Genomic DNA, 17,422 nt, shown 5'->3' on the forward strand with positions numbered 1-17,422 from the left:
AGGGGGTTTTATGCCAAAAAAATGCCGACACTTGCTCCAAACCAGCGATTTAAGCCTAGATGAAATCAAGCTTTTATTGAACAAAGCGAGCGTTTATGCGAACGATTTTAACGCCGTATCTTTAGAAACGAAAGAAAAAATGCGCAATAAAATCATCGTGGCTTTGTTTTTTGAAAATTCCACCAGAACGGTGTCTAGTTTTGAAATCGCAAGCCTAAGGTTGGGGGCAAAAATAGTGAAATTAAACATGCAAACAAGCTCCGCTTCAAAGGGTGAAACTCTAACAGACACTTTTAAAAATATCCATGCCATGCAGCCTGACGCTATCATCACACGGCATGCTTTTTCAAGCGCGCCTTTTAAATTGGCTGAATTTTCACAATGCCCCTTGATTAACGCAGGAAGCGGCACAAGCGCTCATCCTACCCAAGCGTTATTAGACTTGCTCACCCTTTATCAGCATTTTGGCGGTTTAGAAAATCTAAAAGGGAAGAAAATCGCTTTCATAGGCGATGTGAAAAATTCCAGAGTGGCTAATAGTAACATTAAATTGCTCCAAAGGCTAGGGCTTGAGATCATGCTGTGCGCTCCAAGCTCCATGCTCCCTAGCACTCCTTTAAAAACGACTCATAACATTGAAGAAGCGATAGAATTTGCTGACATCTTAATGAGTTTGAGGACCCAAACCGAACGCCACAACGCGCCCATTTTTGCGAGCTTGAAAGATTATGGCAACGCTTATTGCATCACCCAACAACGCCTAGAGGCTCACGCTAAAAATAAAGAGATCATTATTTTACACCCAGGCCCGGTGCATAGGGATATTGATATAGAAAGCGCGGTGTTAGAAGATGAGCGATCCAAAGTTTTAGAGCAAGTCAAAAATGGCGTGGCAATGCGCATGGCGGTGTTGGAATTTTTGCTATTAGATTGATTATCAAACTTAAAAAATGCTTTTTGGCATTTTTTACAATCAATATGAGAACTTTCATAACTAAAAAAATGGGTTTGGTTGTAAAACAGTGCAAAAATCCCACTTTGATTAAATTTTGATTTACTTTATCTCATTTTATGATGAAATTAAAAAAATTTCGTTATAATCTAAAATAGTTGGGTTAATTAAAAGTAAATAAATAGCTTGATTATGCTTCTTTGTTTTTAGATCAGTTAAGAATTGTAGTCTTTAAGATGTATTGGCTATTAAAAGGAAAAAAATGAAAAATAGCACGCCTTTAAAGAATCAAGTTTTTTGTGGGTTATATGTTTTAAGTTTAAGCGCTTCTTTGCAAGCGTTTGATTATAAAATTGAAGTTTTGGCGGAGTCCTTTTCTAAAGTTGGCTTTAATAAAAAAAAGATTGATATAGCTAGGGGGATTTATCCTACAGAGACTTTTGTAACCGCTGTAGGTCAGGGCAATATTTATGCGGATTTTTTATCCAAAGACTTTAAAGATCAAGGGCATGTTTTAGAGGGAAAAGTCGGCGGAACAATCGGTGGGGTCGCTTATGATAGCACGAAATTCAATCAAGGCGGATCGGTTATTTATAACTACATCGGTTATTGGGATGGCTATTTAGGGGGTAAAAGAGCCTTGCTTGATGGCACGAGTATCCATGAGTGCGCGCTTGGTTCTGATGGCAAGGTGATTGATTCTATAGCGTGCGGGAACGCTAGGGCTAATAAAATCCGCCGTAATTACTTGATGAATAACGCTTTTTTAGAATACCGCTATAAGGATATTTTTACGGCTAAAGGAGGGCGTTATCAATCTAATGCTCCTTATATGAGCGGCTATACGCAAGGTTTTGAAATCAGCGCTAAAGTTAAGGATAAAAATGAAGCAAGCCACAAATTATGGTGGTTTAGCTCATGGGGTAGGGCGTTCGCTTATGGGGAGTGGATTTATGATTTTTACTCTCCAAGAACCGTGATTAAAAACGGGCGCACTTTGAATTATGGTATCCATTTAGTGAATTACACTTATGAAAGGAAAGGAATTAGCGTTAGCCCTTTTTTCCAATTTTCGCCCGGGACTTATTATAGCCCTGGGGTGGTTGTAGGCTATGATAGTAACCCTAATTTTGATGGCGTGGGCTTTAGATCCGAAACAAAAGCTTATATTTTGCTCCCTGTCCATGCCCCCTTAAGAAGAGATACTTATCGTTACGCTGTGAAAGCTGGCACTGCCGGGCAAAGCTTGCTCATTAGGCAACGATTTGATTACAATGAATTTAATTTTGGGGGAGCGTTTTATAAAGTGTGGAAAAACGCAAACGCTTACATCGGTACGACAGGAAACCCTTTAGGCATTGATTTTTGGACCAATAGCGTTTATGATATAGGGCAAGCCTTAAGCCATGTGGTAACCGCTGATGCCGTCTCTGGTTGGGTTTTTGGTGGGGGCGTGCATAAAAAGTGGCTGTGGGGGACTTTATGGCGTTGGACTAGCGGCACTTTAGCCAATGAAGCGAGCGCGGCTGTTAATGTGGGCTATAAGATCAGTAAGAGTTTGACAGCGAGCGTGAAATTAGAATATTTGGGCGTGATGACGCATTCAGGCTTTACGGTAGGGAGTTACAGACCCACGCCCGGCTCTAAAGCGCTTTATTCAGACAGAAGCCATTTGATGACAACCCTTAGCGCTAAATTCTAACCAATCGCTTTAAGCTGTTTATTAAAGCGTTAAAAATCCCCTAATAAAAACACTATAATACAAGTTTAATCAAATCCAAAGGTTAAGCATTTGAAACTCTTTTTCAAGCGTTATTCTAAATACCTTAAAGAGCATTATAAAAGTTTTATAGTGGTTTTATTTTCTTCTTTAGTGGTGGCTTTAAGCACGGCTTGGGGGACTTATTTAGTCAAGCCCACTTTAGATGAAATTTTTATCAATAAAGACACTCACATGCTCAAAATCCTGCCTTTTTTAGTGATTTTAGCGTATTTGGGTAAGAGTGGGGGCATGTATTTAGGCACTTATTTCACCAACTTTATTGGGCTTGATATTGTCAAAAAAATACGCAATACTATGTTAGAAAGCCTTCTCAAAATGGAAATGGATTTTTTTAACAGGACTAAAAAGGGCGAATTGATCGCAAGGATCACCAATGATATAGGTTTGATTAGAGCGAGTTTGTCCAATTACCTTTCAGAGAGCCTAAGAGAGGGGCTAACGATTGTGGGGTTAGTGGGGGTGGTGATCTATCAAAGCCCTAAATTAGCGTTAGTGGGGCTAGTCATCATGCCGCTAGCCGCTATTCCTATCAGTAAAATCATTCGTAAGGTTAAAAAACTCGCTAAATCCCATCAAGAGAGTAACGCCAAAATCACCGCTCGTTTGAGCGAAATCTTTAACAATGTGGAAGCGATTAAAATCTCTAATGGCGAAAAATTAGAGCATAAGGCTTTTGTGAAAGAAAATGAAGCGTTTTTTAAAATCGGTATCAAAAACATCGCCGTGGCTGAAATTTCTTCGCCTTTAATGGAGTTTTTAGGCTCTATCGCTATAGCGCTAGTGATTTATTTAGGGGGGAATGAAGTGATTAGGGGTCATATTAGCGTGGGGGCGTTTTTTTCTTTCATCACGGCCCTTTTTATGCTCTATACGCCGATCAAACGCCTAACTAGGATCGTTTCTAATTTTCAAGAAGCCTTAGTCGCTAGCGACAGGATTCATGAGATTTTAGAAAGAGAGCCGGCTATTGTTGATGGGGAATTGACGCTAGATAACGCCATACACACCATTGAATTTAAAAAGGTATGGCTCGCTTATGCTCTAGACAATCAAGAGCGTTATGTTTTAAGCGATATTAGTTTGAAATTCCAACAAAATGAAATCATCGCTTTAAAAGGCGAAAGCGGGAGCGGTAAAAGCTCATTAGTGAATCTGATTTTACGCCTTTATGAGCCAAGCCAGGGCGAAATTTTCATCAATGATCAAAAAATAGAGAGCATCACTCAAAAATCCTTAAGAGAAAAGATTAGCGTTGTCACTCAAAGGGTGTTTATCTTTAACGGGAGCGTGGCTGAAAATGTGGCGTATGGTTTAGAAATTGATGAGGTGAAAATCAAAGAATGCCTAAAAAAAGCTCAAGCCTTAGATTTTGTGGAAAAAATGCCTCATGGGATAGAGAGTGTGTTAGATGAATTTGGCGCTAATCTTAGTGGCGGTCAACGCCAAAGAATCGCCATTGCAAGAGCTTTGTATAAAGACGCTCAAGTTTTAATCTTTGATGAAGCCACTTCCGCTTTAGACAATCACACAGAAGAGAGCATCAAACAAAGCATTTTAGAATTGAAACAAAACCGCTTGATCATTCTCATCTCGCACAACCCAAGCACGCTAAAATTAGCCACTAAGCATGTGAAATTAGAGCATGGGCGTTTGACAGAATGCTAAGGGTTTTAAGCGTTGGTGTTGCTTTTATTTTACTAGGGTGTCAGTTTTTCAACAAAACGACGCTCCATTTAAAATATAAAGATTACCCCAAAAATAGTGCTTTAAAAACCGCTTTCACTTTAACCCCCCCTAAAATCTTTTTTAACGCCCGTTTTGTGCCGCCCTTTTACCAAAAGGAATTTAAAAAAGCACTCACCCAACAAATCGCTTATTTTTTAAAAGATAAAAGCGCTTTTACCCTCAATATTTCAGGCAATGTTTTTTTTCTTTTGAAGAGAGTCCTAAAGATTTAAAAGCCATTAAAGAAAGGCTTAAAAAGACTATTGAGCCTAACGCTGACCCAAAATCCGTCATGCGGTTTTTAAACCTTCAAGCGAGCTTGATTTTAGAATGCGTCCCGCAAACCACTTGCCCGTTTGACACCCTTTTAATCCCCACCGCTTTCAGCGTGCCTGTTTATTACGCTAATCGTTTGGGCGATAACCCCTCTCTTTTTCCCCAAGAAGATAAAACCTATCATAACGCTTTAATCAAAGCCCTTAATAAGGCTTACTATTCTCTTATGGAGGGTTTAGAAAAGCGTTTGAACGCTATAGAAAATGCAGAGTGGCTTTAAGGCATGAAAAAGATTGTATTTTTTATTTTTGTCATTTTGTTTTCGGTAGGGATTTATTTAATGTGGCATGTTTTGTTGGAAAAAGCTTTAGAATTGAAATTAGCTGTCTCGGCTAACGATTTGCTTTTAAAATTGTTGTCAATTCTTGGCGTTTTTTCCATGTTAGTGCTTTTTCAAGGCGTTATTTCTTCGTATAAGAAGCGCCAACTCAAACGCACCTTACAAAAAATAGACGCCATGAACGGCTTTGAATTTGAAGAATATTCCAAAATCTTTTTCACTTCAAAGGGTTTTGAAGTTACAATCACTCAAAAAAGTGGCGATTATGGAGCGGATTTGATTGTAGAAAAAGATGGCGTCAAATGGGCGGTTCAAGCCAAACGCTACTCGCATAAAGTTTCGCCCAAAGCCATTCAAGAGGTGGTCTCTTCTAAAGCTTACTACGCTTGCGAAAAAGCTTGCGTGATCACCAACAGCTACTTCACGCAGGCCGCTCAAAAACTGGCTCAAGCTAACGGAGTGCTTTTGATTGATAGAGACGAATGGATCAAATTTTTGGGTGGGAAAAACTAATCTAGTTAAAATTTTCTAGGGCAATTCGCAAAATAATCAAAAAACAAATCTTTTCTAATTTAACAAAATATATTACAATTATCTAAAAAATATTATTTTTACAAAAAGGCGCGTTGTGAAATTGTGGTTTCCTTATTTTTTAGCGATTGTGTTCTTGCATGCATTGGGTTTAGCGTTGCTCTTTATGGCTAATAACGCTTCGTTTTATGCGGCGGCGTCTATGGCTTACATGCTAGGGGCAAAGCATGCGTTTGATGCGGATCATATCGCTTGCATAGACAACACGATTAGAAAGCTCACCCAACAAGGTAAAAACGCCTATGGTGTGGGGTTTTACTTTTCTATGGGGCATTCAAGCGTGGTGATTTTAATGACCATTGTCAGCGCGTTTGCGATCGCTTGGGCCAAAGAGCATACGCCGATGCTAGAAGAAATAGGGGGGGTAGTGGGGACTTTAGTTTCTGGGCTTTTCTTGCTCATTATAGGGCTATTGAATGCGATTATTCTCTTGGATTTATTAAAAATCTTCAAAAAATCGCATTCTAATGAAAGCTTGAGCCGGCAACAAAACGAAGAGATTGAACGGCTTTTGACGAGTAGGGGCTTACTCAATCGCTTTTTTAAGCCTTTGTTTAATTTCGTCTCCAAGTCGTGGCATATTTATCCTATCGGTTTTCTTTTTGGGCTGGGTTTTGATACCGCTAGTGAAATCGCGCTTTTGGCCCTCTCTAGCAGCGCGATTAAAGTGAGTGTGGTGGGCATGCTCTCTTTACCCATTCTTTTTGCTGCTGGCATGAGTTTGTTTGACACATTAGATGGGGCGTTCATGCTCAAGGCGTATGATTGGGCGTTCAAAACCCCTTTAAGGAAAATCTACTACAACATCTCCATCACCGCTTTAAGCGTGTTTATCGCGCTTTTTATCGGGTTGATTGAGCTTTTTCAAGTCGTTAGCGAGAAACTCCATTTAAAATTTGAAAACCGCCTTTTAAGCGCCCTACAAAGCCTGGAATTTACAGACTTAGGCTATTACTTGGTGGGCTTATTCGTGATAGCGTTTTTAGGCTCATTCTTTTTATGGAAAATCAAATTTTCTAAATTAGAGAGCTAGATTTTAAGCTCTCAAATCATCGCTCAACAAATCTTTAAGGCTTTTATTTGAAAAACTTGGAATAAAGACTTTAGGGTTTGAAAGGCTTTCGCTCAAATAACCTAATAATTCCTTAATTTCGTTTAATTTTTCTTCCAAATAAGCTTGAAACCCGCCCACATTTTCCAATAAATTCAAAGGATTATCCACAATCATGGAAAGAACTTCATCATTAATGGCAATGTTGAGCTGAGTGTCAAACAAAGGGGAGGCTAAAAACTGGCAATTTTCTACAATTTCTCGCAATTCTTGTTTGATGATAGAAGCTTGCAAAGCGTCTTTATCTTCTAAACCCATGCTCTTATTGAAAAGCTTTTTGCAAGCGATTTGCAAGACTTGTAACGCTCCAACGCTCTCGTTTATATTTTTCATGTCCCTACTAAATTTGGCGATTTGTTGGGATTTTTCTATCGCATTGGTTGTAAAATCGCTTGTTTCAACATCGCCCAAATGCTTTTGAAGAGTTTTTAAAATATCCATAAAAAACCTTTTAAATAGAATTAATCATTCACAAGCATTTTTCGTTCCTTTTTTATGGAAACTTTAAAAAACACCCTTAAAAAGGTTTTTAGGTATAATTAGCGATCTTTTAGTTTCAAATAGTAGAGAGATTGGATGAAAAAAATATGGCTTTTGGTGTGGGGCTTGTATTCTTGGGTGTTTTTGCATGCGATAGAAACGATAGAAAAAGCCCCTATAAATGTAGAGGATAGGGACAAAGCCCCCCATTTGTTGCTTTTAGCAGGGATTCAAGGCGATGAGCCTGGGGGGTTTAATGCAACTAATTTGTTTTTAATGCACTATAGCGTTTTAAAAGGCTTGGTTGAAGTGGTTCCCGTATTGAATAAGTCTTCTATGTTAAGAAATCATAGGGGCTTGTATGGGGATATGAACCGCAAATTTGCTGCTTTAGATAAAAAAGACCCCGAATACCCCACTATCCAAGAAATCAAATCCTTGATTGCAAAACCCAGCGTGGATGCCGTCTTGCATTTGCATGATGGCGGTGGGTATTATCGCCCTATTTATATTGATGCGACGCTCAATCCTAAGCGTTGGGGGAATTGCTTTATTATTGATCAAGATGAAGTTAAGGGGGCGAAATTCCCTAATTTGCTTGCTTTTGCAAACAATACGATTGAGAGCATCAACGCCCATTTATTGCACCCCATTGAGGAGTATCATTTAAAAAACACGCGCACTGCGCAAGGCGATACAGAAATGCAAAAAGCCCTAACTTTTTATGCGATCAATCAAAAAAAGAGTGCTTTTGCCAATGAAGCCAGCAAAGAACTCCCTTTAGCATCAAGGGTGTTTTACCACTTGCAAGCCATTGAGGGCTTACTCAATCAGCTCAATATCCCTTTTAAGCGCGATTTTGAGCTTAACCCTAACAGCGTGCATGCCCTAATCAACGATAAAAATTTATGGGCAAAAATCAGCTCTCTGCCTAAAATGCCCCTTTTTAACTTGCGCTCTAAACTCAATCATTTCCCTTTACCTAATAACACTAAAATCCCACAAATCCCTATAGAGAGCAACGCTTACATTGTAGGGTTAGTCAAAAATAAACAAGAAGTGTTTTTAAAATACGGCAACAAGCTCATGACACGATTATCGCCCTTTTACATAGAGTTTGATCCTTCTTTAGAAGAAGTGAAAATGCAAATTGACAATAAGGATCAAATGGTTAAAATAGGGAGCGTGGTTGAAGTGAAAGAGAGTTTTTATATCCATGCTATGGATAATATCCGCGCGAATGTGATTGGCTTTAGCGTTTCTAATGAAAATAAGCCTAATGAAGCCGGCTATACGATTAGATTTAAAGATTTTCAAAAACGCTTTTCACTGGACAAACAAGAAAGGATCTATCGCATAGAATTTTATAAAAACAACGCGTTTAGCGGGATGATCCTAGTGAAATTTGTGTAGGAATGGGTGAATCTTGCCAAAAGATCTCATAGCGTTTTAAGGCAACGCATGATATAACATGACAACCGCCAATAAAGGATAGTGATGCCAGACATTAGAAATCTTTATTTATCATTACATGACTTAACAGAGAGGCTATGCAAAATAAGCAATAGACTCTACACCATGCATTCATCTTGTTCTTTTTCAGCAAGGGAATATCGTGTTTTAGAAATAATGCATGAGATAATCCAAAAGGGTATGGATGGCTTAATACAGCGACTAGACAATGACTTAAAGGATGATTGCTCTCGTATTCTTGTCCCTATTGAATACATACAGGGCTTATGCCTTATTGGCAACATGAAACCTGACGAGCTATGCATGTTGTTTGTTAAAATCTGTGAACTTATTCGTTCGCAATGCAGAAGCAATCTGTCTCGAAGCTCTCTTTCGTTTATTGGTGGTGCAATCAGCGGCTTGAATAGGCAGATTTATATGTATAAAAAATTGGAGTAAGAAAAGGGGGAAATACGATAATTTTTTTCTCTTATTGTTATGATAGATCACCATTGAAGGGCGTAAAAACACCCAAACAAAGTATTAAAAGACAACAACCCTTTTGAATGTTGCGGTATTTAACCCACTACTTCTATATCACACTACCTTTATTATATTACTTCTTGCCCCGCATCTAATAAAGCTTCTTTGATCAAATCCTGTGTCGCTGGAGCGTCAAACTCTACAACCACGCTCTTTTTTTCCACGCTCGCATCAATAAAGCTCACACCTTCAATTTCGCCCACAAATTTTTCAATTTTATCCACGCAATGGTTGCAAGTAATGCTTGGCACTTGAAAAGTAACTTTCATTCAATGATCCTTAATTTTAAAATTCCTTAGCCTTTGGGAGTTTAAAACCACACTCACAGAGCTTAAGCTCATCGCTAAACCCGCAATCGCCGGGCTTAACATGATATTAGCCTTATAAAGAACCCCACAAGCTAAAGGGATAAACACGCTATTATAACAAAAAGCCCAAAACAAATTTTCTTTAATATTTTTAATGGTCGCCTGGCTTAATTTAATCGCGCTATAAACCGATTTAATGTCGTTGTTAAAGCTCACAATGTCCGCTGCTTGCACGCTCACATCGCTCCCTTTAGCCATCACCACCGCCACATCGCTCATAGCAAGACTGGGAGCGTCATTCAAGCCATCGCCCACCATCATCACGATCTGCCCTTTTTCCTTAAGCTCTTTGATCTTGTTGAGCTTGTCTTGTGGTTTAGCGTTGCTGATATAACCATCAATCCCTAATTCAAGCGCGCATTTTTTGACATTCTCTCTATTGTCCCCACTTAAAAGAAAAGTGTTAATGCCTAATTTTTTGATTTGAGCGATATGCTCTTTCACGCCTTTTTTGGGCAAATCTTCTAAAACAAACGCCCCTAAAAGCTCGTCTTCTTTTTCACTGATCGCTCTACCCACAAACACTAAAATCCCGTTTTCTTGAATTTCTAGCGTGTTAATAGGGTTAAAAAATTCGCTACTGCCTACTTTAATGGTCTCTTTAGCGCCCTGATAATCTGTTTTAGCACTAATGCCAAAACCTGTTTTCACTTTAACTTCACTCATTTCTTTTAAGGGAGCGTTATGCTCTTTGGCGTATTCTACAATCCCTTTAGCAATGACATGCTCGCTGCTCTTTTCAATACTGCCCGCTAAACTCAATAGCTCTAATAATTCTATGTTAGAATGGACGCTTTTAACGACAGGCTTGCCGTTAGTGAGCGTGCCGGTTTTATCAAAAACGATCGTATTGACTAGCCTTGCTTTTTCTAAACTTTTAGCGTCTTTAAAAAATAATCCTAAAGAACTCGCTTTTTGGTTCGCTACTAAAATGCTCATAGGCGTAGCCAATCCTAAAGCGCAAGGGCAAGAAATCACTAAAACCGATACAAACACTTCTAAAGCGATTCCAAAATTCCACCAAAAATCAGGCTTAGGCGCGATGATGAGCCACACCACAAACGCTAAAATAGCGATAGCGATCACGCTTGGCACAAACACGCTTGAAACCTTATCCGCCAAGCGAGAAATCTCTGCCTTTGAGCTTTGGGCGTTATGGATCATTTCTATAATTTGAGACAAGGTGCTGTTTTTGTTATCTTGCGTGGCTTTCATTAAAAAACTTGTGTGGCTATTGAATGTCCCTGAAAAGACTTTATCGCCGACTTTTTTATAAATAGGCAACGCTTCGCCGCTTAGCATGCTCTCATCTAATTCCCCTTCGCCCTCTATGATTTCGCCATCCACCGCAATCGCGCTTCCAGGGAGGACTTTTAGAATATCCCCCACCACAATGCTATCCACTAAAACTTCAATCTGTTGGTTATTGTGCATTTTAAGGGCGGTTTTTGGGGCGTTTTTCATCAAGGCTTGCATAGCGTCTAAAGCTTTGTCTTTAGAAACATTTTCAATGCGTTTGCCCACCATCACAAACATTAAAATCACGCACACGCTTTCAAAGTAATAATGCCCATAAGACCACTGGCTTGTATAAACGAAATACAATTGCCACAAGCTTGAAATTAAGGCAGCGCTTGTGCCTATGGCGATAAGGCTACTCATGTTGGGTTGTTTGTGCCATAAGGCTTTAAACCCTTGAATGTAAAAATCCCTCCCCCAATGCATGACAATGAGCGTGCCTATAAGCTGTAAGCAAGCGTTTAAAAAATTACTATGATTATTAATTGCAAGCAAGCTTTCAGGTAAAAGGCTAGGGCTAAGCATCGCCCCCATAGAAAGATACACCACAAAAAGCGTGAAAATAACCGCCAACGCTAATTTAACATTAGGGCTAAAAAATTCTTTTTTTTCTTCCGCTAGAGTTTTTTTAGGGCTATAACCCAGTTTTTCAATGAGTTTAAAAATCTCGTCTAAATTGGTTTCGTTTTCGTTAAATTCAATGTTAGCGCTCTTATTTAAAAGGCTCACTTCTATTTTTTTCACAAAACTCTTACGCCCTAAAGAGCGTTCAATCCCGCTAGAACACGCCGTGCAAGTCATTCCCTCTATGTAAAAAGATTCTTTCATGCACTTTTATTTTTATTAAAAATAATTTTTACCATTAAAAAGAGCCACCGAATGATGCCATAAATCAAATACAACCCCATAAACACGCTTAAAGCTTCTAAAGGGCGCACAAACACTAACGATAAAAAAATCAACACTAAGATGAAAAGCTTGAGATTCCATTTGACTTTTTTAAAATTAGGGTAGCGGATATTGCTCACCATAAGCACCCCCAATAAGACAATAAAGCTTAAAAATAACTTTTCGGTATTTCCTTCTAAAAAATGGTATTTGTTATCCAATAACACACAAAGCACCACCAATACCGCCGCCGCAGGAATGGGGATACCGATGAAAGAATAGGGGTCGCTTGTGTTGGTGCTGATATTGAATCGCGCTAATCGTATCGCTCCAAAAATCACAAACAACGCGCTCACCGCCATGCCTATGCGCCCAAAGTTATACCCCACATAAAAGTAAGTAATAAGACTTGGGGCTACCCCAAAAGCGACTACATCAGCTAAAGAGTCAAATTCAATACCAAACTTGCTGGTGGTGTTGGTAAGCCTTGCGACACGCCCATCAAGCCCGTCTAAAATAAGACTCGCTACCACTAACCAGCATGCCATGACAAACTGATAACTAGAAGCGTAAAAAATACTCATCATGCCTAAAAAAATACTGCTAGCGGTGAAAAGATTGGGGAAAAGATAGAGAGGGTTAATAGGCATTAGGGATTCTTTTTAACTTGGCTTTTAGAATAGGAATAAAAACGATTTTAAAATCAATTATGGGAATAAAAATCTTACAAGCACTAAAAAACTCACAAAAAAAGAGCGTTAGGGCAAACGCTTTATAACGCTGTTGATAAGTGCGGGTTTTTAGAAAACAGAATTTAAAAAAAAGCTTTAAACAAACAGAATGTTTATCATAAGGCTTTAAACCCTTATCAAAAATCTGTTTGTAAGCCCGCACTCTTAACTCGCTTGCTCTTCTAAAGGGATCAAACGGCTTTCTAAATTGTTGGCGGCTTCGTATTCGCTGATGATTTCACGCACCCTTTCGCCTGTAATGACTTCTTTGTCAAACAATTCTTTGACCATGATTTCAATCGCTTCTCTATAGTCGCTCAAGGTTTGTTTGACATGCTCATAGCGCTCTTCTAGCAAATTTTTAATGAAAAGATCCATTTCTTCTGCGGTTTTTTCGCTAAATTCCCTACTGCTTCCATAACCGCCTCCTAAAAAGGCGTTCCGCTGTTTTTCTAACACCATAAGCCCACTGACACTACTCATGCCGTAGTAACTCACCATGCCTTTAATAATATCAGTCGCTCTTTCTAAATCGTTGCTCGCACCGGTAGAAATTTCTTCCAAAAAGACATCTTCAGCCGCTCTTCCGCCTAAAAGCACATCAATTTCAGCGATGAGTTCGTGTTTTTGCATCAAGTATTTGTTTTCTTCAGGCGTGTTAAGGGTGTAGCCTAAAGCCGCCATACCCCTTGGAATGATAGAGACTTTATTCACCCTAGCACTCCCTTTAGTCATTTCAGAAATCACGGCATGCCCGCTTTCATGGTAGGCAACGATTTTCTTTTCTTTGGGGCTGATGCGCCTACTTTTCTTTTCTAACCCTGCAATCCCCCTTTCAACCGCTTCTTTTAAATGCTGCTGCCTGACTTCTTTGTGGTTGTTTCGTCCTGCTAAAAGTGCAGCTTCATTGATGATATTCGCTAAATCCGCTCCCGCAAGCCCTGCGGTGAGTTTGGCGACTTCTTGCAAATTCACATCGTTAGCGAGTTTCACGCCTTTAATATGCACTTTTAAGATTTCTACCCTGCCATTAAAATCAGGCTTATCCACTAAAACCTGCCTGTCAAAGCGCCCTGGACGCATTAAAGCCGGGTCTAAGATTTCAGGGCGGTTCGTTGCGGCTAAGACAATCACAGGCGCGTTTTCGCTCCCAAAACCATCCATTTCGGCTAAGAGCTGGTTTAAGGTTTGCTCTCTTTCATCGTTCCCGCTCACCACGCCTCCAGCCGCTCGGCTCTTACCTATGGCATCAATTTCATCAATAAAAATGATGCTGGGGGCTTGTTTTTTAGCGGTTTCAAACAAATCCCTAACCCTGCTTGCCCCTAAGCCCACAAACATTTCAATGAAACTGCTCCCTCCCATAGAGAAAAACGGCACATGCGCTTCGCCAGCCACCGCTTTGGCTAAAAGGGTTTTACCGGTTCCTGGAGGCCCTACTAATAACACGCCTTTAGGGATTTTAGCCCCTAAATTAGCGTATCGTTCGGGGTATTTTAAGAAATCTACGATTTCTACCACCTCTTCTTTGGCTTCTTCATTGCCCGCCATGTCATTAAAACGCACATTGGGTTTTTCAGCGTTAATGAGTTTTTTCGCGCTCCCCATGCCAAAAATACCCCCACCCATATTTTTTTGCATGCGGTTTGCCATAAACATCCATAGCCCTAAAATCACTAAAATAGGCATGAGCCACCCTAGCATGTCGGTAAAAAAGTTAGACTCGCTAAAACCAGAATAATTGATTTTTTTCTCGTCTAACAAAGGCACTAAGGTCAAATCAGGCACTCGTTTAGCGATATAAATCACACGATTGTTGCCCTCTTTATGGCTGGCTTTGATCAAAGTTTGACCGATACTCACATTTTCCACTTCATTATTGCTGATGAGCTGTTTGATCTCATGGTAGCTCACATTTTTAGTGCTAGAAGCTAAGAAATTGTCCGAAAAACTGCCATCAGAATTGAAAGAGCGCAGAAAAAAAATAAGTAAAATCCCTCCAAGAACCGCAAGGATAATGGGACTTTGAAAAAAAGGTTTTTTAGGTTCGTTCGTTGGTTTCATTATAATCCTTAATTTATTGGTTGTTTTCTAAGCAATTTTAGAGCGACCCATTCGTTACGCTGTCGCTGTTCTAAAACCTCAAATCCATTATAATAGATCTGTAAAACAGAGTTTAAATGGGTTTCTAAAATCCCTGATAAAATAAGAGTGTGGTTACAAAGCCGCACAAATTCACTATACAAACTCTTAATCACATCAGCGACAAGGTTCGCCACAATAATATCAAAACGCCCTTCAATTTTTTGCGTAGAGCCACAAATGACTTTATCTTGCGCTAATAGGGGTATTTGATTCAAGCTAAAATTTTTTAGGGTTTCTTCAACGGCTAAACTATCCGTATCGCAAGCTACTAAAGCACTAACGCCTTGTTTTTTTAAAGCGATGCTTAAAATCCCGCTCCCACAGCCCACATCTAAAGCGTTTTTGCGTTTTAAATCAAGGTCAGAGAGCAATTCCAAACACATGGAAGTGCTTTCATGATGGCCTGATCCAAAGGCCAAAGCCGGATCAATCATTATGCAATCATTTGCAACAACATGGCTTGGCTTTTGATGCCAGCTAGGGTGTATGTAAAATTTGGCGCATTGCACCGGTAAAATAGCTTGTTTGTAGGCTTCTAGCCAATCTTTTGAAGCCAGATTGCGTGAAAGATAGAAAAAATCAAACTCGCTTTGCAGGTTTTGTTGCAAGCTCAAACAAAACGCTTCTAATGCTGGAATGATCGAGTCGTTCAAATCCTTTTGAGAGCGTAAAATAACGAAATTTTTGAGATGCGGGGGTTTTTCTTTTAAATGTTCTTTTAAAAGATCATGAGTGGCGAAATGATGCCAACTGGATTGGCTTATAAATTCAATGGTTTCTTTATCGTCAAACGCTTTTAAATTCTCTAAGCTAGATTCTTCTAAGGCTAGGTGCGTGGTGTCTAAAAGAAAGCTCTCAAAAAGCTCTCGCTCCTTAGGGAAGATAAAGAAAAACTCATAATACATTGGCTTTAACACTCAATCGTTTGTCCCTAAAACAACCTCTAATTTTTCTTTCAAAACTTGGGGGGTAAAAGGTTTCACAATGTAGTTATTCACGCCCGCTTTCAAAGCCGTAATGACTTCGGCCTTACCGCCCTCTGTGGTGATCATGATAATAGGGATTTCTTTAAAACGGCTATCAGAGCGCACCTTTTTAACGAGATCTAAGCCGTTCATTTCAGGCATGTTCCAATCTGTGATAAGCACCTTAGTGTCCGCATTAGCGTCTAGTTTCTCCCAAGCTTCCACCCCATGCTCAGCTTCTAAAACATCTTCATAGCCTAAGCGTGAAAGTGTATTTTTAATAATTCTTCTCATAGTTGAGCTATCATCTACTACTAGTAGTTTCAAAGCGCTTCTCCTTTTAAGATTGCATTTAAATTAGGCTCTTTTTAAACAGCCAAAGCGTCTCTAACGCCTTATAATAATAAATCATTCCAAATAATAGCATGTTTTGATTAAAATTACCTTGACCAACAATAATCATTGGCTAAATGGAGCGTTTAATGAGCGTTCTCATTTGTAAAAAAATTCAGTTTGTTTGCTATCATAATAGTTTAAAAGTAATAAAATAACTTTTGAGCGCGATAAAGGGTCATTGGATGGTTTGAAAAAAGAAAGACAAGGATTTCACAAGTAAGTGTATTATTTAAGAATTTTAATATTGGGTATAAGTTTTTTAAATATTTTAAATGCTGAAAATTTGAGTTACATGTCTTCTTCTTATCAAATAGGCACGGTGTTTATGCGCCCTTTAAACACTAACAAGCTTTTACAAGGGGCTTCAATCCTTCAAGGCTATGAAGTGAATCCTAAAAACGACTGGGCTTATTCTAGGTATTATTTCTTTATAGATTATGGTAACGTGCTTTTCAATAATGATTCCACTTTACAAGCGAACATGTTCACTTATGGGGTGGGAGGGGATTTCATGGTCGCCTACGCTAAAAACCCTATCAACCGCTGGGCTTTTTTCTTTGGCTTGCAACTGGCCGCTAATACATGGATACTCAACAATAAAGTCAAAGATTTGGTGGTGAATACTTGGGATTCATTGAAAGATTTCAATTTTCATAACACTTATTTCAGGGCTATCGGGAAATTTGGGGTGCAGTTTCGCACGATCGTTTTGTATCATAAGGTGGATGTGGAAATTGGCATGAAAATCTTTTTAACGCCTGAAAGGCGCAGCTTGTTTGAAAGGAGCTTTTTGTTTTTTGTTTCGCACTCGTGGCATTTTTAAGTGGCATTTTTAAAATGGCGGAGAGAGAGGGATTCGAACCCTCGAAGGCTTGCACCTTACACGCGTTCCAGGCGTGCTCCTTCAACCACTCGGACATCTCCCCTTAAAAGGGGCTTATTATAACTAAGATTTGTTTAAAAAGGGCTTATTTTAAAAGGAGTGAATCTTTAGAAATCACGCCATCTATTTGATTTTTAGCGCAAATTTCCCACGACTCTGTATCGTTTAAATCCATAGAAAACAAAATTTTGGTATCTAATAAGTAATTTGTGGCGTGTTGTTGGGCGAGTATCGCTTGTTTAATATCCTTAAAAATACAATAGAGCGGTTTGAAAGCGTTGAATAAAAAAAAGGCGTCCGTTTCTATCTTGTGCGATAAAAAGATCACGCTAAAATGGACGCTATTTTCACAGCAATACTTAGCTAATTCCAAATTTTTTGGGTGCGCTTCAAAACACACTATATCGTTATTGGCGCTGGAATGAATAGCATCGGTGTCTTTAATGAAAACAAAACGAGCGCTAGGGATTAAAGGGTGTCCTAAAATAAGCATT

At 39.2% G+C, this 17,422-nt stretch carries 17 protein-coding genes, 1 tRNA gene and 1 pseudogene; 9 read left to right on the forward strand and 10 right to left on the reverse strand.

What is annotated here, in order from left to right; all coding sequences use genetic code 11:
• Positions 1 to 10: 10 nt before the first annotated feature.
• From pyrB to QT76_RS02730, 6 genes and pseudogenes are all read left to right on the forward strand, one after another.
• Entirely contained in the window at positions 11 to 934 is a 924-nt protein-coding gene (gene pyrB, locus QT76_RS02705; protein ID WP_033616485.1) for an aspartate carbamoyltransferase, read from the forward strand.
• A gap of 280 nt (positions 935 to 1,214) precedes the next feature.
• Positions 1,215 to 2,654 (forward strand): outer membrane beta-barrel protein HofB, encoded by a 1,440-nt coding sequence (gene hofB / locus QT76_RS02710; protein WP_033616486.1) that lies wholly within the window; start codon positions 1,215 to 1,217, stop codon positions 2,652 to 2,654.
• 90 nt (positions 2,655 to 2,744) lie between these two features.
• Positions 2,745 to 4,400, forward strand: coding sequence for an ABC transporter ATP-binding protein (locus QT76_RS02715; protein WP_033616487.1), 1,656 nt, complete (start codon positions 2,745 to 2,747; stop codon positions 4,398 to 4,400).
• Positions 4,394 to 5,016 (forward strand): annotated as a pseudogene (locus tag QT76_RS08505) (neuraminyllactose-binding hemagglutinin family protein). Before QT76_RS02715 ends, QT76_RS08505 begins: the two are co-directional and overlap by 7 nt.
• Positions 5,017 to 5,019: 3 nt before the next feature.
• Positions 5,020 to 5,589: a restriction endonuclease gene (locus tag QT76_RS02725; protein ID WP_033616488.1), complete on the forward strand. Its 570-nt coding sequence runs from the start codon at positions 5,020 to 5,022 to the stop codon at positions 5,587 to 5,589.
• Positions 5,590 to 5,704: 115 nt separating this feature from the next.
• Positions 5,705 to 6,700 carry a HoxN/HupN/NixA family nickel/cobalt transporter gene (locus tag QT76_RS02730; RefSeq protein WP_033616489.1) on the forward strand — a complete coding sequence of 332 codons (996 nt, stop codon included), beginning with the start codon at positions 5,705 to 5,707 and terminating at the stop codon, positions 6,698 to 6,700.
• Between the two features lie 3 nt (positions 6,701 to 6,703).
• Here the strand turns inward: QT76_RS02730 and QT76_RS02735 are convergent, their stop codons facing one another.
• Positions 6,704 to 7,219: a flagellar FLiS export co-chaperone gene (locus QT76_RS02735; RefSeq protein WP_033616490.1), complete on the reverse strand. Its 516-nt coding sequence runs from the start codon at positions 7,217 to 7,219 to the stop codon at positions 6,704 to 6,706.
• A 135-nt stretch (positions 7,220 to 7,354) separates the two neighbouring features.
• On the opposite strand from QT76_RS02735, the gene csd4 reads away from it, so the two are divergent.
• On the forward strand, positions 7,355 to 8,671 hold the full coding sequence (gene csd4, locus QT76_RS02740) for a DL-carboxypeptidase Csd4 (protein WP_033616491.1): 1,317 nt from the start codon (positions 7,355 to 7,357) through the stop codon (positions 8,669 to 8,671).
• Positions 8,672 to 8,887: 216 nt separating this feature from the next.
• Positions 8,888 to 9,169 (forward strand): hypothetical protein, encoded by a 282-nt coding sequence (locus QT76_RS08510; protein ID WP_033616535.1) that lies wholly within the window; start codon positions 8,888 to 8,890, stop codon positions 9,167 to 9,169.
• Positions 9,170 to 9,321: 152 nt separating this feature from the next.
• Here QT76_RS08510 and copP read toward each other — a convergent pair whose 3' ends face one another.
• The 7 genes from copP to QT76_RS02780 are packed head-to-tail and all read right to left on the reverse strand — an operon-like array spanning position 9,322 to position 15,976.
• Positions 9,322 to 9,522 (reverse strand): copper-binding metallochaperone CopP, encoded by a 201-nt coding sequence (gene copP / locus QT76_RS02750; RefSeq protein ID WP_000869068.1) that lies wholly within the window; start codon positions 9,520 to 9,522, stop codon positions 9,322 to 9,324.
• The gene (gene copA, locus QT76_RS02755) at positions 9,523 to 11,748 is read right to left on the reverse strand and encodes a copper-translocating P-type ATPase CopA (RefSeq protein ID WP_033616492.1); all 2,226 of its coding nucleotides are present in this window, start codon (positions 11,746 to 11,748) and stop codon (positions 9,523 to 9,525) included.
• Positions 11,745 to 12,458, reverse strand: a complete 714-nt coding sequence (gene pssA, locus QT76_RS02760; RefSeq protein WP_001122219.1) for a CDP-diacylglycerol--serine O-phosphatidyltransferase — start codon at positions 12,456 to 12,458, stop codon at positions 11,745 to 11,747. The genes copA and pssA overlap by 4 nt, the downstream gene beginning before the upstream one ends.
• Positions 12,448 to 12,702 carry a hypothetical protein gene (locus tag QT76_RS02765; RefSeq protein ID WP_033616493.1) on the reverse strand — a complete coding sequence of 85 codons (255 nt, stop codon included), beginning with the start codon at positions 12,700 to 12,702 and terminating at the stop codon, positions 12,448 to 12,450. The genes pssA and QT76_RS02765 overlap by 11 nt, the downstream gene beginning before the upstream one ends.
• A gap of 2 nt (positions 12,703 to 12,704) precedes the next feature.
• On the reverse strand, positions 12,705 to 14,603 hold the full coding sequence (ftsH, locus tag QT76_RS02770) for an ATP-dependent zinc metalloprotease FtsH (RefSeq protein WP_033616494.1): 1,899 nt from the start codon (positions 14,601 to 14,603) through the stop codon (positions 12,705 to 12,707).
• Between the two features lie 8 nt (positions 14,604 to 14,611).
• Positions 14,612 to 15,601 (reverse strand): 50S ribosomal protein L11 methyltransferase, encoded by a 990-nt coding sequence (gene prmA / locus QT76_RS02775; RefSeq protein WP_033616495.1) that lies wholly within the window; start codon positions 15,599 to 15,601, stop codon positions 14,612 to 14,614.
• Entirely contained in the window at positions 15,602 to 15,976 is a 375-nt protein-coding gene (locus QT76_RS02780) for a chemotaxis response regulator CheY (protein ID WP_000772151.1), read from the reverse strand.
• A 289-nt stretch (positions 15,977 to 16,265) separates the two neighbouring features.
• On the opposite strand from QT76_RS02780, the gene QT76_RS02785 reads away from it, so the two are divergent.
• On the forward strand, positions 16,266 to 16,868 hold the full coding sequence (locus QT76_RS02785) for an outer membrane protein (protein ID WP_000291621.1): 603 nt from the start codon (positions 16,266 to 16,268) through the stop codon (positions 16,866 to 16,868).
• A gap of 15 nt (positions 16,869 to 16,883) precedes the next feature.
• Here the strand turns inward: QT76_RS02785 and QT76_RS02790 are convergent.
• Both QT76_RS02790 and QT76_RS02795 read right to left on the reverse strand, forming a co-directional pair.
• Positions 16,884 to 16,971, reverse strand: a tRNA-Ser gene (locus QT76_RS02790).
• Between the two features lie 42 nt (positions 16,972 to 17,013).
• On the reverse strand, positions 17,014 to 17,421 hold the full coding sequence (locus QT76_RS02795; protein WP_033616496.1) for a hypothetical protein: 408 nt from the start codon (positions 17,419 to 17,421) through the stop codon (positions 17,014 to 17,016).
• Position 17,422 lies beyond the last annotated feature (1 nt).

This window comes from Helicobacter pylori SA37A (genome assembly GCF_000476015.1).
In the GTDB taxonomy this organism is placed as follows: Bacteria; Campylobacterota; Campylobacteria; order Campylobacterales; family Helicobacteraceae; genus Helicobacter; species Helicobacter pylori_DB.

What these genes read in the sequence shown, in the direction of transcription:
- pyrB (WP_033616485.1), top strand. Translation starts at nt 11, where the DNA reads ATGCCAAAAAAATGCCGACACTTGCTCCAAACCAGCGATTTAAGCCTA.
- hofB (WP_033616486.1), top strand. Translation starts at nt 1,215, where the DNA reads ATGAAAAATAGCACGCCTTTAAAGAATCAAGTTTTTTGTGGGTTATAT.
- QT76_RS02725 (WP_033616488.1), top strand. Translation starts at nt 5,020, where the DNA reads ATGAAAAAGATTGTATTTTTTATTTTTGTCATTTTGTTTTCGGTAGGG.
- QT76_RS02735 (WP_033616490.1), bottom strand. Translation starts at nt 7,219, where the DNA reads ATGGATATTTTAAAAACTCTTCAAAAGCATTTGGGCGATGTTGAAACA.
- csd4 (WP_033616491.1), top strand. Translation starts at nt 7,355, where the DNA reads ATGAAAAAAATATGGCTTTTGGTGTGGGGCTTGTATTCTTGGGTGTTT.
- QT76_RS08510 (WP_033616535.1), top strand. Translation starts at nt 8,888, where the DNA reads ATGCATGAGATAATCCAAAAGGGTATGGATGGCTTAATACAGCGACTA.
- copP (WP_000869068.1), bottom strand. Translation starts at nt 9,522, where the DNA reads ATGAAAGTTACTTTTCAAGTGCCAAGCATTACTTGCAACCATTGCGTG.
- copA (WP_033616492.1), bottom strand. Translation starts at nt 11,748, where the DNA reads ATGAAAGAATCTTTTTACATAGAGGGAATGACTTGCACGGCGTGTTCT.
- pssA (WP_001122219.1), bottom strand. Translation starts at nt 12,458, where the DNA reads ATGCCTATTAACCCTCTCTATCTTTTCCCCAATCTTTTCACCGCTAGC.
- ftsH (WP_033616494.1), bottom strand. Translation starts at nt 14,603, where the DNA reads ATGAAACCAACGAACGAACCTAAAAAACCTTTTTTTCAAAGTCCCATT.
- QT76_RS02795 (WP_033616496.1), bottom strand. Translation starts at nt 17,421, where the DNA reads ATGCTTATTTTAGGACACCCTTTAATCCCTAGCGCTCGTTTTGTTTTC.